The organism is Micromonospora sp. AKA38, from assembly GCF_027925725.1.
Classification (GTDB): domain Bacteria; phylum Actinomycetota; class Actinomycetes; order Mycobacteriales; family Micromonosporaceae; genus Micromonospora.
Window position 1 is genome coordinate 1351075 of the sequence record NZ_BNEI01000003.1, and the last position, 22114, is coordinate 1373188.

General features: G+C 71.7%; 22 protein-coding genes and 1 pseudogene. 15 read left to right on the top strand and 8 right to left on the bottom strand.

Translation table 11 applies throughout. From position 1 onward, the window contains the following. Positions 1-129 precede the first annotated feature (129 nt). Genes TPA0908_RS14830 through TPA0908_RS14845 form a run of 4 tightly spaced genes read right to left on the bottom strand, consistent with a single transcriptional unit; the run spans position 130 to position 4344 of the window. Positions 130-939, bottom strand: coding sequence for an inositol monophosphatase family protein (locus TPA0908_RS14830; protein ID WP_281938234.1), 810 nt, complete (start codon positions 937-939; stop codon positions 130-132). Continuing rightward, a complete protein-coding gene (locus tag TPA0908_RS14835; RefSeq protein ID WP_107161837.1) occupies positions 932-1384 on the bottom strand; it encodes a response regulator in 453 nt (150 codons plus the stop codon). Before TPA0908_RS14835 ends, TPA0908_RS14830 begins: the two co-directional genes overlap by 8 nt. Next, positions 1381-3105: a sensor histidine kinase gene (locus TPA0908_RS14840; protein ID WP_281938236.1), complete on the bottom strand. Its 1725-nt coding sequence runs from the start codon at positions 3103-3105 to the stop codon at positions 1381-1383. The genes TPA0908_RS14835 and TPA0908_RS14840 overlap by 4 nt, the downstream gene beginning before the upstream one ends. Continuing rightward, positions 3106-4344, bottom strand: coding sequence for a PP2C family protein-serine/threonine phosphatase (locus TPA0908_RS14845; protein WP_281938613.1), 1239 nt, complete (start codon positions 4342-4344; stop codon positions 3106-3108). A gap of 270 nt (positions 4345-4614) precedes the next feature. Between TPA0908_RS14845 and TPA0908_RS14850 the strand changes: the two genes are divergently transcribed. The 7 genes and pseudogenes from TPA0908_RS14850 to TPA0908_RS14875 all read left to right on the top strand — a co-directional run bounded on the left by TPA0908_RS14850 (position 4615) and on the right by TPA0908_RS14875 (position 10182). Further along, positions 4615-6993, top strand: a complete 2379-nt coding sequence (locus tag TPA0908_RS14850) for a M28 family peptidase (protein ID WP_281938238.1) — start codon at positions 4615-4617, stop codon at positions 6991-6993. Positions 6994-7079: 86 nt separating this feature from the next. Beyond that, complete coding sequence (locus tag TPA0908_RS14855; RefSeq protein ID WP_281938240.1) at positions 7080-7682, top strand: dihydrofolate reductase family protein; 603 nt, start codon at positions 7080-7082, stop codon at positions 7680-7682. A gap of 521 nt (positions 7683-8203) precedes the next feature. Next, on the top strand, positions 8204-8395 hold the full coding sequence (locus tag TPA0908_RS14860) for a hypothetical protein (protein ID WP_281938242.1): 192 nt from the start codon (positions 8204-8206) through the stop codon (positions 8393-8395). A 29-nt stretch (positions 8396-8424) separates the two neighbouring features. Beyond that, positions 8425-8631, top strand: coding sequence for a helix-turn-helix transcriptional regulator (locus TPA0908_RS14865; protein WP_278109326.1), 207 nt, complete (start codon positions 8425-8427; stop codon positions 8629-8631). Positions 8632-8677: 46 nt separating this feature from the next. Continuing rightward, positions 8678-9019 (top strand): annotated as a pseudogene (locus tag TPA0908_RS31785) (SET domain-containing protein); the annotation flags it as partial. A 216-nt stretch (positions 9020-9235) separates the two neighbouring features. Continuing rightward, a complete protein-coding gene (locus tag TPA0908_RS14870; RefSeq protein ID WP_281938614.1) occupies positions 9236-9685 on the top strand; it encodes a GNAT family N-acetyltransferase in 450 nt (149 codons plus the stop codon). Between the two features lie 41 nt (positions 9686-9726). After that, positions 9727-10182: a hypothetical protein gene (locus tag TPA0908_RS14875; RefSeq protein ID WP_281938247.1), complete on the top strand. Its 456-nt coding sequence runs from the start codon at positions 9727-9729 to the stop codon at positions 10180-10182. Positions 10183-10299: 117 nt separating this feature from the next. Here TPA0908_RS14875 and TPA0908_RS14880 read toward each other — a convergent pair whose 3' ends face one another. The 3 genes from TPA0908_RS14880 to TPA0908_RS14890 form a co-directional block, all read right to left on the bottom strand. Continuing rightward, positions 10300-10554: a Smr/MutS family protein gene (locus tag TPA0908_RS14880; protein ID WP_013288724.1), complete on the bottom strand. Its 255-nt coding sequence runs from the start codon at positions 10552-10554 to the stop codon at positions 10300-10302. Positions 10555-10610: 56 nt separating this feature from the next. Next, the gene (locus TPA0908_RS14885) at positions 10611-10973 is read right to left on the bottom strand and encodes a tetratricopeptide repeat protein (protein ID WP_281938250.1); all 363 of its coding nucleotides are present in this window, start codon (positions 10971-10973) and stop codon (positions 10611-10613) included. Positions 10974-11060: 87 nt separating this feature from the next. Further along, positions 11061-11831, bottom strand: a complete 771-nt coding sequence (locus TPA0908_RS14890) for an ROK family protein (protein WP_107161877.1) — start codon at positions 11829-11831, stop codon at positions 11061-11063. A gap of 85 nt (positions 11832-11916) precedes the next feature. Between TPA0908_RS14890 and TPA0908_RS14895 the strand changes: the two genes are divergently transcribed. The 3 genes from TPA0908_RS14895 (at position 11917) to TPA0908_RS14905 (ending at position 15076) form a co-directional block, all read left to right on the top strand. Continuing rightward, positions 11917-13554 carry an ABC-F family ATP-binding cassette domain-containing protein gene (locus tag TPA0908_RS14895; protein ID WP_281938252.1) on the top strand — a complete coding sequence of 546 codons (1638 nt, stop codon included), beginning with the start codon at positions 11917-11919 and terminating at the stop codon, positions 13552-13554. Positions 13555-13592: 38 nt separating this feature from the next. Next, positions 13593-13901: a hypothetical protein gene (locus tag TPA0908_RS14900; RefSeq protein ID WP_281938254.1), complete on the top strand. Its 309-nt coding sequence runs from the start codon at positions 13593-13595 to the stop codon at positions 13899-13901. A 449-nt stretch (positions 13902-14350) separates the two neighbouring features. Beyond that, complete coding sequence (locus TPA0908_RS14905; RefSeq protein WP_281938256.1) at positions 14351-15076, top strand: methyltransferase domain-containing protein; 726 nt, start codon at positions 14351-14353, stop codon at positions 15074-15076. A 132-nt stretch (positions 15077-15208) separates the two neighbouring features. Here TPA0908_RS14905 and TPA0908_RS14910 read toward each other — a convergent pair whose 3' ends face one another. Then, on the bottom strand, positions 15209-16210 hold the full coding sequence (locus TPA0908_RS14910; RefSeq protein WP_281938258.1) for a LacI family DNA-binding transcriptional regulator: 1002 nt from the start codon (positions 16208-16210) through the stop codon (positions 15209-15211). A 153-nt stretch (positions 16211-16363) separates the two neighbouring features. Here TPA0908_RS14910 and arfA point away from each other — a divergent pair, with 153 nt between their 5' ends. Genes arfA through TPA0908_RS14935 form a run of 5 tightly spaced genes read left to right on the top strand, consistent with a single transcriptional unit; the run spans position 16364 to position 22071 of the window. Then, positions 16364-17875, top strand: a complete 1512-nt coding sequence (gene arfA / locus TPA0908_RS14915; RefSeq protein ID WP_281938260.1) for an arabinosylfuranosidase ArfA — start codon at positions 16364-16366, stop codon at positions 17873-17875. A gap of 38 nt (positions 17876-17913) precedes the next feature. Then, complete coding sequence (locus tag TPA0908_RS14920; RefSeq protein WP_281938262.1) at positions 17914-19248, top strand: ABC transporter substrate-binding protein; 1335 nt, start codon at positions 17914-17916, stop codon at positions 19246-19248. 6 nt (positions 19249-19254) lie between these two features. Further along, positions 19255-20217: a carbohydrate ABC transporter permease gene (locus tag TPA0908_RS14925; protein WP_281938264.1), complete on the top strand. Its 963-nt coding sequence runs from the start codon at positions 19255-19257 to the stop codon at positions 20215-20217. Positions 20218-20227: 10 nt separating this feature from the next. Next, positions 20228-21052: a carbohydrate ABC transporter permease gene (locus tag TPA0908_RS14930; RefSeq protein ID WP_281938266.1), complete on the top strand. Its 825-nt coding sequence runs from the start codon at positions 20228-20230 to the stop codon at positions 21050-21052. Beyond that, positions 21049-22071 carry a glycoside hydrolase family 43 protein gene (locus TPA0908_RS14935; RefSeq protein WP_281938268.1) on the top strand — a complete coding sequence of 341 codons (1023 nt, stop codon included), beginning with the start codon at positions 21049-21051 and terminating at the stop codon, positions 22069-22071. The genes TPA0908_RS14930 and TPA0908_RS14935 overlap by 4 nt, the downstream gene beginning before the upstream one ends. Positions 22072-22114: the final 43 nt, after the last annotated feature.

The window sequence follows — 22114 nt, forward strand, 5'->3', positions numbered from 1 at the left end:
GGCTCCACCGGCGCCGGGCGGCGGCCTGCTGGCGGAGACCGCCGGTCACGATACCGGACCGGACACGCCGCGCCAGGCCGGCGACCACTCGGGACACGCAACGTCGACGCAGCGTGCCGCCGTCGACGCTCAGCGTGCCAGCAGCGCCGCATACACCTCGTCCCAGATCTCCCCGCTGGCCGCGACCAGCAGGCCCCGGCCCTCGTCGGCCGGGTGGTAGTCGGTGCCGTCGAAGCGGCGGGCCACCCCGCCGGCCTCCCGCACCAGCAGCGTGCCGGGGGTGTGGTCCCACGGCAGCGTGCGCCAGAACAGCACGAACTGCTGCGCGCCGGTGAGCACGTCCAGGTATTCCCGGCCGGCGCAGTGCTGGCCGGGCAGCAGCTCGCCGATCCGGCGGCCCCCGGCCTCGACGTCGCGGCGGAAGTCGGCGGGCAGGAACTTCGTCATCGCGGTGCCGCGCAACGCGCCCACCCCGGGCACCGGCCGGTCGGGCCGGACGGGCGTGCCGTCCAGCCGGGTGCCCGCGCCGAGCCGGCCGGCCGCCATCGTGTCGTCGAGCGGGTCGTAGACCCAGGACGCCGCCGGTACGCCGTCGGTGAGCAGCGCCACCATCAGCGCGAACGGCCGCTTCCCGGCGGCGAAGTTGGCGGTGCCGTCGACCGGGTCGACCAGCCAGACGTCACCGCCGCCGCGCAGGTGCCGGAGCAGGCCCGGATCCTCGGCGACGCCCTCCTCGCCGACCACCACCGAGCCGGGACGCAGCCGCCGCAGCCCGTCGGAGATGAGCTTCTCGGCCTCGCGGTCGGCGACGGTGACCACCTCACCGGGCGCCTTCTCGGAGATGTCGGACGGGTCGAGCCGACGGAACATCGGCACCACGACCTCGGCCGCGGCCTCCCGCAGCAGCCCGGCGACGTCATCCAGCAGCGGGTCAGCCACGCGGCGGCAGCTTGACCACGCTGACGAAGAACTCGTCGATCTGGCGGACCACCGAGATGAAGCGCTCGAAGTCCACCGGCTTGGTCACGTAGGCGTTGGCGTGCAGCTGGTAGCTGCGCAGGATGTCCTCGTCGGCCTGCGACGTGGTGAGCACCACGACCGGGATCCGGCGGAGGTGCTCGTCCTTCTTGATCTCCTCCAGCACCTCCCGGCCGTCCCGGCGGGGCAGGTTCAGGTCGAGCAGGATCAGGTCGGGCACCACCGCGTCGGTGTACTGGCCCTCCCGGCGCAGGTACGCCAGCGCCTCGGCGCCGTCGGAGACGACCGTCAGGCGGTTGCGGAGCTTGTGCTCCTCGAACGCCTCCTGGGTCATCAGCACGTCGCCCGGATCGTCCTCGACGAGCAGGACCTCGATCGGGCTCTTGCCGTCCGCGGGCGCCGTCATCCCACCGTCTCCTTCATGCCACCGTTGGTTTCGTGCCGGTCCGCCGCCACGGCCGGCTCCTCGCTTGCCGCGCCGTCCGGCTGCCGGGCGACGTCCACCGGGGCGTCCTCGGCCGACTCGGCGGCCCCGGTCTCCTCCGTCGCCGCGTTCTCGGCCGCCTGCGCGGCCTCGACGTCGGCCTCCAGCGCGGGCAGCGTGAACCGGATGGTGGTGCCTTCCTCGGCGTCGGTGTCCACCCAGACCCGGCCGCCGTGGTATTCCACGATCTTCTTGACGATCGCCAGCCCGATGCCGGTGCCCGGGTACGCGTCCTTCGAGTGCAGCCGCTGGAAGATCACGAAGATCTTGTCGGCGAACTCCGGCTCGATGCCGATGCCGTTGTCCCGGCAGCTGATCTCCCACTCGCGGTCGACCAGCCGGGCCGACACGTGCACCCTCGGCGGCACGTCCGGACGGCGGAACTTCACCGAGTTGCTCACCAGGTTGACCAGCAGATTGGTCAACAACGGCTCCTCGCCGCGGATGGTCGGCATCTCGTCCCAGGTCAGCTCCGCGTCGGCGTACTGCCGGGCCGCCTCGGTCTGCCCGGCCACGTCACCCATCACCCGGTTCAGGTCGACCTCGGTGAAGCCGGTGGTGAGCCGGCCGATCCGGGAGAACGCGAGCAGGTCGTTGATGAGCCGCTGCATCCGCTGGGCGCCGTCCACCGCGAACGCGATGTACTGGTCCGCCCGCTCGTCGAGCTGCCCGGCGTAGCGCCGCTGGAGGAGCTGGCAGAAGCTGGCCACCTTGCGCAGCGGCTCCTGGAGGTCGTGCGAGGCCACGTACGCGAACTGCTCCAGGTCACGGTTGGAGCGGGTCAACTCCTCGGCCTGCTTCTGGAGCTGGTCGTTCACCCACTCGATCCGCTCCCGGGCCTGACGCACCTCGTCCAGGTCCTGGGCGATCTTCTGGCGCATCTGGTCGATGTCGTCGGCGAGCCGCAGGAACTCCGGCGGGCCGGAGCCGGAGATCCGGTGCTGGTAGTCACCCTCGGCCACCTCGCGCACCTGGCCGACCAGCGCGGCCAGCGGACGGATCAGGATCCGGTCGAGCGAGACCAGCATGACCGCGCCGGCCACCGCCACCACCAGCGCCGCGATGATCAGCAGCATGACCAGCGTGTTGCTCGTCGAGTTGACCCGGTCGGCGGTCTCCTTCCGGACGGTGAGGATCTCGTCCTGGAGCGTGGTGATCGACGCCCTTATCCCGTCGAACTGCTGCCGCGTCCGGTCGGTGATCAACGCCTGGCCGGCGGCCGGTCCGCCGCGCGCCGTGGTCGCGATCACCGGCTCGGCCACCTGGGCCCGCCACTGCGCGGTCTGCTGCTCGACCACGCCCACCTCGCGGCGCACGTCCGGGTAGCCGGCGGACAGGCCACGGATCGAGGTGATCAACTCCTGCTCGCGCCGCACGCCCTCCTGGTAGGGGGCCAGGTCGCTGCGGTCGCCGTTCACCGCGTACCCGCGGACCGCGGTCTCCTGGTCCAGCAGGACGCTCATCAGCTCCTGCGCCTGGACCCGCAGCGGGCCGGTCCGGAGCAGCACCGCGTCGATGTTCTGCCGGTTCTTCGCGGCGACCGCCGCCTCCGCGGCGGCCAGCCCGAGCAGCAGCGCGAGGACCACGCCGAGCAGCGCGCCCACCCGCCGCCGCAGCGTCCACCCCTGCTGGTACGTCTTCACCTATCGTCCCCCGCCCCGGGTCACCAACAGCATCGCCACGTCGTCGGCGAGCGGGCCGCCGTTGATCTGCTCGGCGCGGCCGACCAGCCACGCGGGCAGCTCGGAGAGCGGCACCGCCCGGTTCGCCGGCTCGGCGAGCAGGCCGGTCAGCCCGGGCACGTCGAGCCGTTCGTCGCCGCCGTCGACGCGACCCTCGATGAGGCCGTCGGTGTACATCAGCAGGGACCAGTCATCGGTGTCGAACTCCAGGTCGAAGGCAACGGGACGACGGGGCCGGACGCCGAGCAGCAGCCCACCCTTGGCCGGCACCGGGGCGACCTTACCGCCGCTGAGCAGCAGCGGCGGCGGATGGCCGGCGAGTCGCACGGTGGCCCGCGCGGACGCCAGGTCGAGGCGGACGGTGGCCACCGTCGCGAAGATCTCCTGGAGCCGGCGCTCGCTCATCAGCACCTGCTCCAGCGCGGGCAGCACCTCGTCGTCCGGCACGCCGGCCAGCACCAGCGCCCGCCAGGCGACACGCAGCTCGACGCCGAGCGCCGCCTCGTCCACGCCGTGGCCGCAGACGTCGCCGACGATCAGGTCGATCCGGTCCGGGCGGGTCTGCACCACGTCGTAGAAGTCGCCGCCGATCAGCGCGGCGTGCCGGCCGGGCCGGTAGAACGTGTGCACCGACACCTCGTCGGTGGTCATCAGCGGCTGCGGCAGCAGACCCCGCTCCAGGCGGGCCGACTCGGCCTGGCGCAGCTCCACCTCGCGCAACCGGCGGGCGTTCTCGTCGGCGCGCTTGCGCTCCACCGCGTACCGCAGCGCCCGGGTCAGCAGCACACCGTCGACCTGCCCCTTGACCAGGTAGTCCTGCGCGCCCTCGGCGACCGCCACGATGCCCAGGTGCTCGTCGGAGCGGCCGGTCAGCACGCAGACCGCGGCGCCGCTGGACATCTCCAGCACCCGGCGCAGCCCGTCCAGGCCCTGCGCGTCGGGCAGACCCAGGTCGAGCAGGACGCAGTCGACGCCCATCACCCGCTGGCGGGCCTCGCTGAGGCTGGTCGCGACCAGCAGGTCGATCATCGAGTTGGTCTCGGCGAGCAGCTCGCCGACCAGGAAGGCGTCGCCCTCGTCGTCCTCGACCAGCAGTACCCGCAGTCGCTCGCCGGGCGGCAGGCCGCCGGGCAGCCCCGCGCCGGCCCGGGGCACGACGGCGGCACCCGGAACGCCGGTCCCCCGGTGCGGCCGGGCCACCGCCGCGAGTCGCGGGAGGTCGCTGGTGATGTCGTACTCCTTCCGAGCGCCGTGGGCGATCCAGGCTAAGACAAACGGCCGCACCCCACCCGACCGCAGTCGGCACCAGCGGTCGGGTGGGCCCGTCCACCCGGACAGCGACGCGGCCGACCCCCGATGTTACGCGGGAGCGTGACCAGTCCGGCAGCGCACCGACCGGGGAGTGCCGCCACGACGGGCGGGGGTGCAGGATGATCCCCACCCCCGTAGATCCACCCCCGAGGAGTCCCCGTGGGCGCACCCCCCACCCGCCCCGCCGACCGGGCGTTCGCCAAGCCCCGCCGCCGGCTGCCCGCCGCAGTCGCCGCGCTGGCCGCGCTGCTCGCCGTCGGTGCGGGCGTCCTGGTCACCCTGTCCACCCCGGCGCCGCGCCCGGCCGACGCGCCGGCCGGTGAGTTCAGCGCCGCGCGGGCGTACCGGAACGTCGAGGTGATCGCCGCCCGGCCGCACGTGGCCGGCAGCGCGGCCAACGACCGGGTCCGCGAGCACCTGGTCGGCACGCTGCGCGGGCTGGGCCTGGAGACCGAGGTGCAGGACGCGGTGGCGCCCGAGGCCGGGCAACTGTCCGGCGCGGCCGGCGGCGCGACGCTGGCCCGGGTCCGCAACGTGGTGGCCCGCCTCCCCGGCACCGACCCGACCGGCAAGGTGTTCCTGGTCGCCCACTACGACTCGGTGCAGACCGGGCCGGGCGGCAACGACGACGCGGCCGGCACCGCCACCATCCTGGAGGTGGCCCGCGCGCTGACCACCGGCCCGCGCCCCCGTAACGACGTGGTCTTCGTGCTCACCGACGCGGAGGAGGCGTGCCTCTGCGGCGCGGCCGGCTTCGCCGCCGACCATCCGCTCGCCGCCGACGGCGGGGTGGTGCTCAACCTGGAGGCACGCGGCTCCACCGGTCCGGTGATCATGTTCGAGACGTCCCGGAACAACGCGAAGCTGGTGGACGTGTTCGGCCGGGCCGCGCCGCACCCGGTGGGCACGTCGTTCGCGGTGGAGATCTACCGGGCGCTGCCCAACGACACCGACTTCACCGCGTTCTCCGACCGTCGCTTCGTGGGCTTGAACTCCGCCTACATCGACGGCGGCGCGATCTACCACACCCCGCTGGACGTGCCGGCCCGGATGGACCGGGGCAGCCTCCAGATGCACGGCGACAACGCGCTCGGCCTGGCCCGCGAGTTCGGCCGCACCGACCTCGGCGACCTGCGTGCCGGCCACGACGACACCTACTTCCCGGTGCCGGGCGGTCTGGTCCGCTACCCCGGCGGGCTGACCCTGCCGCTGGCGGTGGCCGCGCTGCTCGCCGTCGGCGCGCTCGGCTGGCTGCTGCGCCGCCGGGGCCGGGCCACCGTCGGCACGCTCGCCGCCGGGGCCGGGCTGGCCCTGGTGCCGGTCGTCGTGGCCCCGCTGGGCGCCTGGCTGCTCTGGGCCGCGATCACCACGATCCGACCGGGGTACGCCGAGCTGCTCGACCCGTACCGTCCGGTCTGGTACCGCCTCGCGGTGGTGGCGCTCGCCGCCACGGTGCTCCTCTGCTGGTACGCGCTGCTGCGCCGCCGCGTCGGCCCGGCCGCGCTGGCGTTCGGCGGGCTGCTCTGGCTGGCCCTGTTCGGCGTGCTGCTCGCCGTGCTCGTACCCGGTGGGGCGTACCTGACGACCCTGCCGGCGCTGGCCGGCGCGGTCGCCGGCCTCGCGGCGCTGGCCACCCGCCTGGACGGCCCGTGGCCGGTGGTCGCGGTGACGCTGGCCGGCGCGGTGGCCGTGGTGGTGCTGCTGCCCCCGGTGGTGCTGCTGTTCCCGGCGCTCGGCATGGGCATGGGCGCGGTGGCCGCGCTGGTCGCGGTGCTGCTCGGCCTGGCGCTGCTGCCGGTGGTGGACCTGCTGCACCCGCGCGCCGGCGGCCAGCGCGGCATGCTGGCGCTGCGGGCCCGCCGCCTCGGCGCGCTGCCGGCCGGCGCGGCGTTCTTGGCGGCGGTGGTGCTCGCCGGCGTCGGCCTGGCCGTCGACCGCTTCGACGACGCGCACCCGGTGCCCACCCACCTGATGTACGCGCTGGACGCCGGCTCGAAGAAGGCGGCCTGGCTCAGCCACGAGGACATCCCGCAGCCCTGGACCGACCGCTACGTCGACCGGACCATCTCGGTGGCCGACGACTTCCCCGGCCTGGGCGACGGCGAGCTGCGCGCCGGCCCGGCCCCCGCCGCCTCGCTGCCCGCGCCGAAGCTGGAGACGCTCTCCGACACCCGCAACGGTGACCAGCGCGTGCTGCGGGTGCGGGTCACGCCGCAGCGGACGGTACGGCTGCTCACGCTGCACGTGGACACCCGCACCGCCACCGTCCGGTCCGCCTCGGTGGCCGGGCGGGACGTGCCGGTGAAGGCGCGCGAGGGCCGGTGGGGCTTCGGGATCGTGTTCCACGCCCCGCCGCCGGAGGGCGTCGAGGTGACGCTCACGCTGACGACCTCGGCGGACACGGTCAACCTGCGCGCCATGGACGCCAGCGACGGCCTGTCCGCGCTGCCCGGCTTCCGGCAGCGGCCGGGGAACGTGGGCGTGGTCGGCTCGCACACCTCGGAGATGCTGGCGGTGGCCCAGACGTACGCGCTCTAGATTTTTTTTTCCGGACGGATGTCGAGGGAGGCCGGCCGGCTTCTACTCCCGGGTGAAGGCTGATGCTGCGACCCGAGGAGAAACCGATGAGCACGGTGACCACCGGCGCGACCATGTCCCTGGACGGCTACGTCGCCGACTCGTCGCACGGCGGCTTCGACCACCTCTTCCAGTGGTACGGCAACGGTGACGTGGCGGTGCCGACCGCCAACCCCGACATGACGTTCCGGACGTCGGCAGCAAGCGCCGCGCACATCCGGGCGCTGACCGAGCGCACCGGCGCGCTGGTCGTCGGCCGCACGCTGTTCGACATCACCAACGGCTGGGGCGGCCGGCACCCGCTGGACATGCCGGTGGTCGTGGTGACCCACCGGGTGCCGGACGGCTGGGAGCCCGAGGGCGAGTCGTTCGTGTTCGTCACCGACGGCGTCGAGCGGGCGGTCGAGCGAGCCCATTCCCTCGCGGACGGGAAGGAGGTCGGGGTGAACGGCGGGACGATCGCGCGACAGGTGCTGGAGGCGGGGCTGCTCGACGAGGTGCACGTGGACCTGGTGCCGGTGCTGCTCGGGGACGGGATTCCGTTCTTCTCCGGACTGGGCATCGCGCCGGTGCAGTTCGACGGGCCGTTCCGGGTGGTCGAGGGCGTCGGCGTCACCCACCTGGCCTACCGCGTACGCCGACCGGCCTGATCCTTCGTCGCCCCAGCTTTCCTGGGCGAGTCAGATCGAACGACGCGTAATGTGCGGCCGTCTGGGTGGCCGGAGGTGCTTCTCCTTGTGCTGCCGGACCATCTCGTCCCACACGTCCTGAGGAAAGTCGGGGTCCGGCGGAACCCACCGGTGTGAGTTGTCGGAGTAGTGGAACTTCTCGTCACCGGGGTTGATCACGCTCACGACAGCCACCCGAGGAACCTACGGTGGAGAGCACCAGCAGAGGCCCAGCTCAGATCCTGCATGGCGGACAGCAGATGCGAGGCCATGTAGATCGACAGGGACACCCGCGCACAGGCGAACTCGGCCAGTAACTCGCGGCGACGTGCGGGACAGGGCCAGGGGCAGTTCGCACCCGGCACACGTCCAGAGAGGCAGAACAGGTCCGTGGTCCGTCACCGCCTCATCGCATCACATGGAGTTGTCTCCGTACAACCCCTTTGGGGGTTGTCTTACCCTGTTCATCTTCATGCAATACCCTGAGGCCATACCTTCGGATCGTGGAGCTGCTCGGGTTGGATGAGATCCGCGATCTGCTGGGCGGGATCAGCAAGCAGCGGGCCACGATCATCGTCGGCCGAAAGGGCTTCCCCGACCCGCTCGTCACCTTGAAGATGGGCCGCGTCTGGGAGGGCAAGGCCGTTCGATCGTGGATCGCCAAGAACCGTCCCGGCCCGGCCGACGAGGACTGACGGTCACAGCGGGCGGAGCGTTCGGAAACGTGGACCGTGGGCCAGGCCGTCTGATGGGGCCGTACGAGATCGCGCAGCGCCTCGGCGTCTCGCGACAGCGGTTCCAGCAGCTCGCCCGGTACCCCACCTTCCCGAAGCCGTACCAGGAGCTTCGTGGGATGAAGGTGTGGCTGGCCGAGGACGTCGAGGCGTGGATCAAGGAGCACCGCCAGCCCCGGCCCACCGACGAGGACTGACGCTCGCCACCTTGAATTGACTGGTCGGCGAAGCGAGAGTTGACGGGTGTGTCACACGCCCGAAGCCGACTGCTGGCTTCACCCGGACGTCGAGGTCCGTCCGTCCGGGATCTCGGGTGAGGGCCTGTTCGCCCGTGCTCCCCTCCCGGCCGGGACGCCGGTGTCCCGGCTCGGCGGCCAACTCGTCACCGACCAGGAGCTGCGCGACCTGTTCGCCCGACCGGACCGCCCCTACGTCGACACCATCACGGTGTGGGAGGACCGACATCTGGTCCTGCCGCTCGGGCGCCCCAACGGCAAGGGCAACCACGGCTGCGACCCGAACCTGTGGTGGGACGCGCCCTGGACCCTCGCCACCCGTCGAGACGTCGCAGCCGGTGAGGAACTGACGAACGACTACGCCACCAGCACCGGCACCGCCGACTTCGTCTTGGAGTGCGGATGTGGCTCGGCGCGCTGCCGCCGGCTCGTGACCGGCGACGACTGGCGGCTGACGGACCTCCAACACCGGTACGGGAACCACTGGGTTCCCGCACTCCTGGCCCGGATCAGGGCCGCCGATACCCGGTCGCCCGGCCCGGGTCCGCTGGCTACGCTGCCCCGCATGCGGCTGGCGAAGATCACCCCCGACAACTACGAGGCGGCTCTCGCACTGTCGGTACGCCCCGACCAGGAGGATCTGGTGGCGCCGGTGGTCAAGTCGCTGGCCGAGGCGTACGTCTTCCCCGAGCACGCCTGGCCGCGACTGGTCTACGACGGTGACCGGCTGGTCGGCTTCCTGATGGCGTTCTTCGACATCCCGTGGGGCGACGACCCTGGCGACCTGCGGGCCGGCCTGTGGCGGCTCAACATCGCGGCCGACGCGCAGGGCCACGGCTACGGCCGGTTCGCGGTCGACGCGGTTTGCGAGGAGATCCGGGCCCGGGGCGGCGACCGGGCCTACGTCACCTGGGAGCCACGCGACGGCGGGCCGGAACCGTTCTATCTGAAGCTGGGCTTCCGGCCGACAGGTGAGCAGAGCGGCGGTCAGACGGTCGCCGTCCGGGACCTCTAGGCACCTCCCGGTGTCGGCTCTCGCTGGCATGATCCACGCCCGTGGGCATTCTTTGTGACTACTTCTCGGCTTCCACCGACGAGACAGCCGCCGCAGTCGCCGACGTCCTTGGTGGTCCGCGCGCCGCGTCCGAGCCCGGGTTCGACGTCGTCGAACTGAAAGGGCTCGAACCGACCGTGCAGCTCGGCACGCTGGAGGCGCTCCTGACCAGCGTCGACTACGACGTCGTGACGCGGAACCCGAGGCAGGGCAAGGCTGTCGCGATCCACAATGACGGCGAGGTGCTGGTCATCTCGCTGACCGACGAGCTGCGCGCCGCGCTGGCTGCCGCCTCGGAGAGCCGGCTCCGAGAGGTGGCTGCGCCCTGGTCCGAGACCGAGGAGTTCTGGGGGCAGGCGGAGCCGTCGATCCTCGCCGAGGCCCTGATCGAGCTGGCGGGGCTGGCCCGTCGAGCGGCGACCCGCGGCGAGCGGCTGTACTGCTGGGTCTGCGTGTAGCTCCACCATCGCTGAAGATCTTGGTATGGAATGGCCCCTATGGGGGCCGTTTCGTTCCAAGATCTCGAAGGAAGTCACCACCTCAGTGAAGTGGAGTGGATCAAGCGCCGGGAGCGGCTACTTCCAACGGAAGTGGACGAAGAGGCGGCCGAAGTTCTTCGAGTCCTTCTCGACGCGGTGGTAGAGCTGCTTCACATCCTTCTGGTCGAGGAAGCGCAGCACCTTCTTCTTCAGCGCGCCGGAGCCCTTGCCCGGGATGATCTCCACGAGCGTGGCCTTCTTCGCCACCGCCTCGTCCATGATCCCGCGCAGCGCGCGGTCGATGTCGTGGCCCTTGTTGTAGATGTCGTGGAGATCGAGCTTCAGCTTCACGAGTCCATCCTAGGTACGCCGAAGGGCAGCCCACCCGGGCTGCCCTTCGACGGAACTCAGCGACCGACCCGACCCTCGACCCGGCGAAGAGCCGTGGTGTAGTCGGTGTTCGTCGAGTACATCGCCGCCGCGATGCGCAGGTGCCGCAGCGCGTCGGCCGGCCGGTTCATCCGCTCCAGCGTCCGGCCCAGCACGTGGTGCGCGTAGTGGTCGCTCGGGTCCCGGTCGACCAGCTCACGCAGGTGCTCCTCGGCGCGGTTGAGCTGCGCCGACTGGAAGTACGCCCGGGCCAGCAGCTGCCGTACCGAGGAGTTGTCGGGCTCCGCCTCGATGATCGGCTCCAGCAGCCGGGCCGCTCCGGTCGGGTCCCCCGAGTCGAAGAACATGGTCGCCCGCCGGTACTCCGCCAGAAGGTCCACTCGACCCACCTCCTCGTGTCGCGTCAGCCCTTTGTCCGACGCTGGCACAACACCGGCGGAAGCGCGAGTGTTCCACGGGGGTAAGGATCAGGGCGTGGGGTCGTACCTGTCGCCCACCAGGTCCCAGGCCCGGACACCACCCACGATTCCGGCCGTGTTCGGGACGACCACGACATCGTCCCCCATTCGCGCCACCTGCTCCGGCCGGATCAGCCGCGAGTTGCCGCCGCCCAGGTAGAGCCGGTCCCAGTGGAACACCGGCCGCAGGCCGTCCACCACCTGCCGGATCCGCCGGGACCAGAACGCGTCACCGAGGCGCCGCCGTTCCGGCTCCCCGACGTACGTGTCGTAGGTGGTGTTCCACCGCACCGGCGCGTGCGACAGCTCCAGGTGCGGCGCGATCGTCCCGCCGTCGAAGAGCGCGCTGCCCAGCCCGGTGCCGAGCGTCAACACCAACTCGCAGCCGGTCCCGGCGACCACGCCGGCGCCGTGCACCTCGGCGTCGTTGAGCACCAGCGCGGGCATCCCGAACGCCTCGGCCAGCGCGCCGCGCGCGTCGTACCCGGACCATTCCGCGACCAGGTCCGGGTCGACACGGCTGCGCGGCCCGGCGCGGGTCACGTAGTGCGGGGTGGCCACCACGACGCCGTGCCGGATCATGCCGGGCATGCCGACGGTGAGCCGGTCCGCCGCGGGCAGCCGGGCGCCGAGATCCAACAGCGTCCGCACGAACAGGGTCGGGGGCAGCGGGTACGGCGTGGGCACGCGCAGCGGGCGGGCCCGCATGGTGCCGGCGGCGTCCAGCACGGAGGCCTTGATCCCGCCGCCCCCGCAGTCGATCGCCAGTGTGGTCGCCACGGCTGTGAGTCTCCCTCAGCGGCGTACCTGCCCGAGCGCGGGTCACGGTAATCCGGATGCGCCCGCCGGTAGGCTCGGTGACCTGATGAGCGCCACGTTGATCGCCAAGGATCTCACCGCCGGCCACGGTGACCGTCTCCTCTTCGAAGACCTGAGCCTGGTCGTCGCGCCCGGCGACGTGATCGGCCTGGTCGGGGTGAACGGCGCCGGCAAGTCCACGCTGCTGCGCACGCTCGCCGGGCTCCAGGCCCGTGAGCAGGGTTCGGTGGCGTTGAGCCCGCCGGGCGCCACGGTCGGCTACCTGCCGCAGGAGCCGGAACGCCGGCCGGGTGAGACGGTCCGGGACTTCCTGGCCCGGCGTACCGGCGTGACCGCCGCGCAGGCCGCGCTGGACGCCGCCACCGAGGCGCTGACCGCCGGCGCGACCGGCGCCGACGACGCGTACGCGAATGCTCTGGAACGCTGGCTCGACCTCGGCGGCGCGGATCTGGACGAACGGGCCGAGCAGGTCGCGGCCGAACTGGGCCTGGACGTCGGCCTGGACCATCCGACGACCGGGCTCTCCGGCGGGCAGGCGGCCCGCGCCGGGCTGGCGTCGCTGCTGCTCAGCCGCTACGACATCTTCCTGCTCGACGAGCCGACCAACGACCTCGACCTGGCCGGGCTGGACCGGCTGGAACGCTTCGTCACCGGGCTGCGCGCCGGCACCGTGCTGGTCAGCCACGACCGCGAGTTCCTCACCCGCACGGTCAACCGGATCGTCGAGCTGGACCTGCACCAGCGGCAGGTCAACCACTACGGCGGCGGCTACGCGGCCTTCCTGGAGGAGCGCGCCGTGGCGCGCCGGCACGCCCGCGAGGAGTTCGAGGAGTACGCCGACACGAAGGCCGACCTGGAGGCGCGCGCCCGCACGCAGCGCGCCTGGATGGAGAAGGGCGTGAAGAACGCCCGGCGCAAGGCCACCGACAACGACAAGATCGGCCGCAAGTTCCGCACCGAGTCGACCGAGAAGCAGGCCGCGAAGGCGAAGCAGACCGCCCGCCTGATCGAGCGGCTGGAGGTGGTCGAGGAGCCGCGCAAGGAGTGGGAGCTGCGGATGGAGATCGCCGCCGCGCCCCGCGCCGGCGCCGTCGTGGCCGCGCTCCGAGGAGCCGTGGTACGCCGGGGCGGCTTCACACTCGGCCCGGTGGACCTCCAGATCGACTGGGCGGACCGGGTGGCGATCACCGGGGCGAACGGCTCCGGCAAGAGCACGCTGCTGGCCGCGCTGCTGGGGCGGCTGCCGCTGGACGAGGGGCACGCCGCGCTGGGGCCGGGCGTGGTGGTGGGCGAGGTGGACCAGGCGCGCGGGCTGTTCCTCGGCGACCAGCCGCTGCTCGACGCGTTCGCCGCCGCCGTACCCGATCTCAACCCGGCGGACGTCCGCACGCTGCTGGCCAAGTTCGGCCTGCGCGCCGACCACGTGCTGCGGCCGGCGGCGACGCTCTCCCCCGGCGAGCGGACCCGGGCCGCGCTGGCGCTGCTCCAGGGCCGCGGCGTCAACCTGCTGGTGCTCGACGAGCCGACCAACCACCTCGACCTGGCCGCGATCGAGCAGCTCGAATCGGCGCTCGCCACCTATCCCGGCACGCTGCTGCTGGTGACCCACGACCGGCGGATGCTGGACGCGGTGAGCGTGAACCGGCGGCTGCGGGTGCACGACGGACGGATCGCCGAGGACTGATCCGCACCGAGCGGCCGACCCGGGGCCACAATGACCTCATGCTCAAGTGGGAGTACGCGCTGCTGGTCCGCCGCCGCCAGGCGGCCGCCACCGACGCCGGGTGGGAGATCGTGTTCATCTGGTACGGCCCGGACGGCTCCATGATCGACGTCACGCCGTACGGCGACACCGCGCTGGCCCACCTGAACCGGGCCGGTGACCAGGGCTGGGAGCTGGTCTCGATGAGCGAGGACCCGTCCCTGCCCGGCAACGCCGAGTTGCACCGCTACCACCTCAAACGCCCGAAGCCGGCCTCCCCCCAGCCCCGCCAACGCATGCGCCCGACCCGCCGCACCCTCTCCACCTGACCCTCGCACTCCCTACCTGGTTTTGATCATGAAGTTGACGGCAGCGTGTGCCCGACTTGTCGCCGCCAACTCCATGGTCAAGGAACCCGCTCCGGCGACTTCACCGGCCAGCGGCCCGTGCCGAACCCGCGAGTGACAGCTGGCTGCTGTCCACCCGGCAGGACCGGGGAGGCAACGGGTCGCCGGTGTCGACCAAGGAGTTCGCGTCCCAGCAGGAGCCCCGCAGGGACACAAACCTGGGTCCCAGGCTGGGGCAGGAGTGGGGACGGGGCCTGTTGACCAAGGAGATTGCGTCTGGAGCGACGGGCGCGGGAGACGCAAACTCCTTGATCACGGGAGCGGGGGGTGATGGGGGAGGCGGGACGGGGTGGGGGCGGTGCCGGGGCGTCCAGCCGCAGGTGGGCGTATATCTGGGTGGAATGGGGGTAAGGCGCCGCCGGAGGTGGCGCATGGTGGCGATGGGGCAGGCCGCGCTCTCGGGTGAGCGGCTCCGGCAGGCCGACGGCTTCCTCGCCGAGGCGTGGGCCGAACTGGCCGAGCACGACGAGCGGTTGCGCGGGACGACGGTCGAGGTGCGGTTCGACCGGGGCGTGGCGCATCTGACCGGCGAGGTCGACGATCCGGCGCAGCTACGACTGGTCCGCGAACTGATCGGCCGGTTGTCCGGGGTGCTCGGGGTGTGGTGCCGGGTCACTGTCGCCGGCCGTCCGCCGGTGGTCGTCGACCTGGGCTGCGGGGCGACCAAGCAGTGGCCGGGCAACCTGGGGCTGGACATCTATCCGGCGCCGGGGGTGGACGCGGTCGCCAACCTGTCCGGCTCGCTGCCGCTACGCGACGACTCGGTGGACGTGTTCTTCGCGGTGCACATCGTCGAGCACCTGATCGACTTCCTGCCGCTGTTCGACGAGTGCCACCGGGTGCTCCGGCCCGGCGGCGTGCTGCACGTGATGAGCCCCTGGTGGCGGCACGTCAACGCGGTGGCCGACCCGACGCACGTCCGCCTGCTCGACGTGCAGACCTTCAAGGGCATCTGCGGTCAGCGCCCGCCCGGCGCGCCGCGCTGGTACCCGCTGCACGTCGGCTGCGACGGCGCCTCCGTCTTCGCCGACCTCACCCCGCTCCCCCCGAACGCCCCCGCCCCACCCCCCTCCCACCTGGCCCGCTTCTTCGACTGACCGCCCCCACCCGCCCCACTCACCCCACCTCGCCGATCTTGCACTTGGGGCCCTTGAAGTGGGGCAGATGTCCCGAATGCCGGGGCACGAACTGCAAGATCGCCGGGGAGGGAGGGGAGGGGGGAGGGACGGTCAGGGGGCGGATTCGCGGAGGGCCAGGCGGTGCGGGGCGACCAGTTCGCGGGGCGGGGCGTCGCGGTCGGTGGTGAGACGGCCGGCGAGCAGTTCGACCGCCAGGCGGGCGATGCGCTCCTTGTCCGGAGCGACCGTGCTCAGCGTGGGGATCGAGAACCGGCCGTCCTCGATGTCGTCGAAGCCGGCGACCGCGACGTCCTCCGGCACGCGCAGGCCGGCCTCGTGCAACGCGCGCAGCGCGCCGAGCGCGAGCGTGTCGTTGAAGCAGAAGACGGCGTCGGGGCGCACCTCGGCGGTGAGCAGGTGCCGCATGGCGGCGGCGCCGTCCGCGCGGTGCCAGGCCGGCGCGGGCGCCACCAGGCTGTCGTCGTACTCGATGCCGGCCTCGGCCAGCGCGGTGGCGTAGCCGGCCAGGCGTAGCCGGGCGCTGGCGCCCTCGGGAGTGCGCTGGGAGCCGATGGCGGCGATCCGGCGGCGGCCGAGCCCGACCAGGTGGGCGGTGATCTCCCGGGCGGCGGCCACATTGTCGATCATGACGTGGTCGGCGGGGCCGTGGTCGACACGCTCGCCGAGCAGCACCATGGGCAGGCCGTCAAGGCTGGCGAGGTCGTCGGCGGTGAGCGCGAGCGGGCTGAGGATCAGCCCGTCGATCATGTGGTCGCCGATCCCGCTGGCGGCCTTGCGCTCCTGCTCCGGGCCGCCGCCGGTCTGGTCGATCAGCACCGTCCAGCCGTGCTCGGCGGCGGCGGCGACCACGTGCCGGGCCAGCTCGGCGAAGTACGGGATGTCGAGCTCCGGGACGGCCAACGCGATCACGCCGGTGCGCCCCTTGCGCAGGTTGCGGGCCGACAGGTTGGGCCGGTAGTGCAGCTCGGCGATGGCCTCCTCGACCCGGGCCCGGGTGTCGGCGCGCACGTGCTGGTAGCCGTTGACGACGTTCGAGACGGTCTTCACCGACACGCCGGCCCGCTCCGCCACGTCCTTGAGCCTGTGCCGCACTGAACGTCCCTCCCCGCTGAGCACTCCGGCCGCACTCTACCTCGTCACGACGTCGTAACGACCTCTTTACATTGCAGGTTACAACGTTGTAGAAACCAGGGGCACGGTGACCACGGTCACCGGGGGAACAGCTCCGACGGAAAGGTGGCATCCGTGCCGAACGCGCAGCTCACTGTCGACCCGGCGATCCGGGTCGGTCCGGCCGACCGCCGAATCTTCGGCTCCTTCGTCGAACACATGGGGCGGTGCGTCTACGGCGGGGTCTACGAACCGGGCCACCCGGACGCCGACCCGCGCGGCTTCCGTCGCGACGTGCTGGACCTGACCCGGGAGATGGGCGTCTCGGTGGTCCGCTATCCCGGCGGCAACTTCGTCTCCGGCTACCGCTGGGAGGACGGCGTCGGCCCGGCCGGTGACCGGCCGCGCCGGCTCGACCTGGCCTGGAAGACGATCGAGACCAACGCGTTCGGGCTGAACGAGTTCATGACCTGGGCCGCCGAGGCCGACGTCGAGCCGATGATGGCGGTCAACCTCGGCACGCGCGGCATGCCCGAGGCGTGCGACCTGTTGGAGTACGCCAACCACCCGGGCGGCACCCAGCTCTCCGACCTGCGCCGCAAGCACGGCGCCGAGCAGCCGTACGGGGTGCGGCTGTGGTGCCTCGGCAACGAGATGGACGGCCCGTGGCAGGTCGGCCACAAGACCGCCGACGAGTACGGCCGGCTGGCCGCCGAGACCGCCCGCGCGATGAAGATGATCGACCCCTCGATCAGCCTGGTCGCCTGCGGCAGCTCCAACCGGAGCATGCCCACGTTCGCCGGGTGGGAGGCGACCGTGCTGGAGCACACCTACGAGCACGTCGACTACATCTCCGCCCACACCTACTACGACCCCTCCGACGGGGACCGGGCCAGCATCCTCGCCTCCGCCGTCGACATGGACGCGTTCATCACCGAGGTGACCGCCACCGCCGACCACGTCGGCGCCAAGCTGCGGCAGAAGCGCAAGCTGAAGATCTCCTTCGACGAGTGGAACGTCTGGTACCAGTCGCGCCTCCAGGCCGACCTGGACCGGCGCGGCTGGGTGGAGGCGCCCGCGCTGATCGAGGACGACTACACCGCGGACGACGCGGTGGTGGTCGGCGACCTGCTGATCACGCTGCTCCGGCACGCCGACCGGGTCGGGGTGGCCTGCCAGGCCCAGCTCGCCAACGTGATCGCCCCGATCCGCACCCGGACCGGCGGCCCGGCCTGGCGGCAGAGCATCTTCCACCCGTTCGCGCTGACCGCCCGGTACGCGCGCGGCACCGTGCTGCGCACCGAGCCGGTCGGCCCGACGTACGAGACCAAGCGGTACGGCGACGTGCCGGTGCTGGACACCGTCGCCGTGCACGACGAGGAGACCGGCGAGCTGGCCGTCTTCGCGGTCAACCGGGGCCCGCACGACCTCCCGCTCGACCTGGACCTGCGCGGCCTGCCGGGGCTGCGCGGGGAGGCGCACACCACGCTCGCGGCCGGGGACGACCCGGCCGCCACGAACACCGAGGCGGACCCCGAGCGGGTCACGCCCCGGGAGCTCACCACCCCCACCCTCGACGGCGGCCGCTGCACCGTGGCGCTCCCCGCCACCTCCTGGAACCTGCTGCGCTTCACGCCTCAGCAGTGACCGGGCCGTACTCCACATCCGTCCCCCAAGGAGTTCCCATGATCCAGAACGAGTTGAGCCGGCGGCGCCTGCTCGGCCTCGGCGTCGGCCTCGGCGCGGCGGCCTCGCTGACACTGGCCGGATGCGGTGGCGGCAGCAGCAGTCCCGACCGGGCCGGCTCGGCCGGCAACGGCGGCAAGGACTACACCGGCCCCAAGGTCGACCTGAAACTGTGGAACGGCTTCACCGGCGGCGACGGCGAGATCTTCAAGACGCTGGTCCAGCAGTTCAACACCGAGCACCAGAACATCGCGGTCAGCGTGGTCACCTACGAGTGGGCGGACTACTACAGCAAGCTGCCCGGCGCGGTCTCCAGCGGCAGCGGGCCGGACATCGCGGTCATGCACATGGACCAGCTCGCCACGTTCGCGGCTCGCGGCACGATCAGCGAGTTGGACGACGTGGCCAAGACGCTGGAACTCAGCGAGGGCGACTTCGCCCCCACGGTGTGGAAGGGCGGGCTCTACAACGAGAAGCGGTACGGCATCCCGCTGGACATGCATCCGCTCGGCTTCTACTACAACAAGGCGGTCATGCAGAAGGCCGGCCTGGACCCGGAGAAGCCGCCGACCACCCGGGACGAGTACACCGCCGCGCTGACCGAGCTGAAGAAGTCGGGCGTGCAGGGCTTCTGGGTCAGCCCGTTCCAGTTCACCGGCGGCATGACGTTCTACAGCCTGCTGCACCAGTGGGGCGGGAAGCTCTTCGACGACGAGGTGGCCAAGGCGACCTTCAACTCCGACCCGGCGGTCGAGGCGTGCACCTGGCTGGTCGACCTGATCAAGCAGGGCCACTCGCCGGCCAACGTCGGCCAGGACGCCGACTACCTGGCGTTCAAGAGCGGCAAGAACGCGTTCAACTGGAACGGCATCTGGCAGATCAACGACCTGAAGAAGAGCCCGAACGTGCAGTGGGGCGTGGCGCCGCTGCCCCAGATCGGCAGCCAGCAGGCCGCCTGGGCGAACTCGCACAACTTCACCATCGTCAAGCAGCGCTCGGCGAACGAGAACAAGGTCTCCGGCGCCAAGGTCTTCATCAACTGGCTCAGCCAGCACTCGCTGGACTGGGCCAAGGGCGGCCAGGTGCCGGCCCGTAAGGGGGTCCGGGAGAGCGCCGAGTTCAAGGCGCTCACCGAGGTCAACGCGCTCGCCCCGGAGTTGGAGTACGCGGCGTTCCCGCCGGCCGCGCCGGGCCTCGGCGAGGTCATCCTGACGTTCTACAACGCCTTCAACGAGGCCGCGCTGAACAAGAAGTCGCCGAAGCAGGCGCTCGACGACGGCGTGGCCAAGGCCAACAAGCAGCTCGAGGACAACCGCAAGAAGTACGGGAACTGATCCGTCGTGGCGGACGTGATCGAGGTCGGGGCGGCGCGGAACGGCGCGTCGCCCCCGGCGGGGCGTACCCGGCGCCGGCGCGCGACGGAACGCGGCAACCGGACGACGCCGTACCTCTTCCTCGCGCCGTACCTGGTCCTGTTCGGTGTCTTCGGGCTGGCGCCGATCCTGTTCGGCGTCTGGATCAGTCTGCACCAGTGGGACCTCCAGTTGCCCAACCGGCCGTTCATCGGGCTCGACAACTACCAGGACCTGTTCTCCAGTGACTCGGCCATCTACGGGGACTGGTGGTCCAGCGTCCGGGCGACCGGCATCTTCACGCTGTTCTCGGTGCCGCTGCTGGTGGTGATCCCGCTGGGGCTGGCGCTGCTGCTCAACCGCTCGTTCCCCGGCCGCACGTTCTTCCGGGCCGCGTTCTTCGCCCCGTACGTGCTGGGCGTGGCGGTGATCGGCCTGCTCTGGCGCTTCCTGCTGGACGCCAACCTGGGGCTGGTCAACCGGGTGCTCGGCGCGGTCGGGCTCCCCTCGGACACGCCGTGGGTCACCGACGTGCCGTGGGCCTGGGTCTCCCTGGTCGGCGTGACGGTGTGGTGGACCTGCGGCTTCAACGCGGTGATCTACCTGGCCGGGCTCCAGGACATCGCGCCGGAGCTGTACGAGGCGGCGAAGGTCGACGGCGCCGGCGGGTGGGACCGGTTCCGCCACGTGACGATCCCCGGCCTGCGCCCGGTCATGCTCTTCGTCCTCACCACCACGATCCTCGCCTCGGCGAACGTCTTCGGGCAGGCGTTCCTGATCACCCAGGGCGCGCCGGGCGAGCAGACCCGCACGGTGGTCTGGCGGATCGTGGACGAGGGCCTGCGCGACTACGACGCCGGTCGGGCCGCCGCGATGAGCGTGTTCTTCGCGCTGATGCTGGCCGTGGTGAGCGTCGTCAACTTCCGGCTGTTCCGCTACCGGGAAGACTGAGGGGACGACCATGTCGAATGTGCGTCAGGTGGTGCGCTACGCCGTACTGCTCCTGATCACCGCGATCTTCGTGACCCCTCTGGTGTGGATGCTGTTGACGTCGGTGAAGACGTACGACGCCGCCCAGCAGGTCCCGCCGAGTTGGCTGCCGAACCCGTTCTCCACCTACGGCTACGACCAGATCCTGAACAACACCGCCAACCCGGTGCTGCGCTGGTTCCTCAACAGCATGCTGGCGGCCACCCTGCACACGCTGGTGGTGCTGGTCACCGCGTCGATGGCCGCGTTCGCCCTGGCCCGGATGCGGTTCCGGGGCCGTAAGGTGCTGTTCGCGCTGATCGTGGGCACGCTGTTCCTGCCGCCCACCTCGCTGATCATCCCGAACTTCATCATCGCCGAGAAGCTGAGCTGGATCGACACGCTGACCGTGGTGGTCGTGCCCGGCGCGGCGAGCGCGTTCGGGGTGTTCTTCCTGCGTCAGTTCTTCCTCTCCATCCCGGCCGAGCTGGAGGAGGCGGCGGTGCTGGACGGGGCGAACCAGTGGCAGATCTTCCGGCAGGTGCTGCTGCCGCTGTCGAAACCGGCCCTGGCCACGCTGGCGGTGTTGTCGTTCCTGACCAACTGGAACGACTTCCTCTGGCCGGTGTACGTGTTGTTCAGCCCCGAGCGGCTGACCCTGCCGGCGGGTCTGGGCCTGCTCCAGGGCGCGTACGTGACCGACTATCCGGTGATCATGGCGGGCGCGATGCTGGCGAGCGTACCGGTGCTGATCCTGTTCGTGTTCGCCCAGCGTCACGTCATCCAGGGCGTCTCCCGCAGTGGCCTGAAGGGATGACCGGCCGACTCACCAGGCGGCGCGGCGCGGCGGCCCTGGCCACCGCGCCGCTGCTCGCCGCGCTGCTCGTCGCCGGTTGTGACGGCGGCTCCACCCCATCGAGTACGCCGGAGGGCGCACGCGTGTTCACCAACCCGGTCGTCCGGACCGACGCTCCCGACCCGCAGGCGATCCGGGTCGGCGACACCTGGTACCTCTTCCACACCAACGCCGGTGGGCGGAACGTCCCGGTGCTCACCTCGTCCGACCTGGTCGAGTGGACCGCGGCCGGTGACGCGCTGCCGGAGCTGCCGGACTGGGCGGACGCCGGCAAGACGTGGGCGCCGGAGGCGATCCAGCTCGCCCCGGACCGGTTCGTCCTCTACTACACCGTCGCCGACCGCGCCTCCGGCCGGCAGTGCCTGGGTCGGGCGGTGGCCGGTACGCCGCTCGGGCCGTACCTGGACGACTCCGACAAGCCGCTGGTCTGCCAGCCGGAGCTGGGCGGCTCGATCGACGCCAGCCCGTTCCGGGACACCGACGACAGTCTCTGGCTGCTGTGGAAGAACGACGGCAACGCGATCGGCGTGGACACCTGGCTCTGGTCGCAGCGCCTGACGCCGGACGGGCTGCGGCTGACCGGCCCGGCCACGAAGCTGCTGAAGCAGACCGAGCCGTGGGAGGGCACCCTGATCGAGGGGCCGTTCTTCCACCGGCACGACGGGAAGCTGTTCCTGTTCTTCGCCGCGAACGCCTACGACAGGGACGTCTACGCCGAGGGGTACGCGGTCTGCGAGAGCCCGACCGGCCCGTGCGTGAAGGCGCCGGAGAACCCGATCCTGAAGAGTAACGACGTGGCCACCGGGCCGGGGCACGCCTCGATCGTCGAGCAGGACGGCCGCACCTGGCTGCTCTACCACGCGTGGCCGCCGGGCCAGGAGGGCACCACCGACCCGGGCCGCCAGATCTGGCTCAACGAGCTGCTCTGGACCAACGGCAACCCGTCCGTCCACGGCCCCCTCCGCGAGGTGACCCGGTAAGGAGGGGCCCCCTCTTAACGCCTCCGGTAGAGAAGGGGCCCCC

Bases quoted from the DNA above. Each gene is read 5' to 3' on its own strand.
- TPA0908_RS14895 (WP_281938252.1), top strand. From the start codon at position 11,917: ATGAGCGCCACGTTGATCGCCAAGGATCTCACCGCCGGCCACGGTGAC.
- TPA0908_RS14835 (WP_107161837.1), bottom strand. From the start codon at position 1,384: ATGACGGCGCCCGCGGACGGCAAGAGCCCGATCGAGGTCCTGCTCGTC.
- TPA0908_RS14935 (WP_281938268.1), top strand. From the start codon at position 21,049: ATGACCGGCCGACTCACCAGGCGGCGCGGCGCGGCGGCCCTGGCCACC.
- TPA0908_RS14905 (WP_281938256.1), top strand. From the start codon at position 14,351: ATGGTGGCGATGGGGCAGGCCGCGCTCTCGGGTGAGCGGCTCCGGCAG.
- TPA0908_RS14900 (WP_281938254.1), top strand. From the start codon at position 13,593: ATGCTCAAGTGGGAGTACGCGCTGCTGGTCCGCCGCCGCCAGGCGGCC.
- TPA0908_RS14870 (WP_281938614.1), top strand. From the start codon at position 9,236: ATGCGGCTGGCGAAGATCACCCCCGACAACTACGAGGCGGCTCTCGCA.
- TPA0908_RS14855 (WP_281938240.1), top strand. From the start codon at position 7,080: ATGAGCACGGTGACCACCGGCGCGACCATGTCCCTGGACGGCTACGTC.
- TPA0908_RS14920 (WP_281938262.1), top strand. From the start codon at position 17,914: ATGATCCAGAACGAGTTGAGCCGGCGGCGCCTGCTCGGCCTCGGCGTC.
- TPA0908_RS14930 (WP_281938266.1), top strand. From the start codon at position 20,228: ATGTCGAATGTGCGTCAGGTGGTGCGCTACGCCGTACTGCTCCTGATC.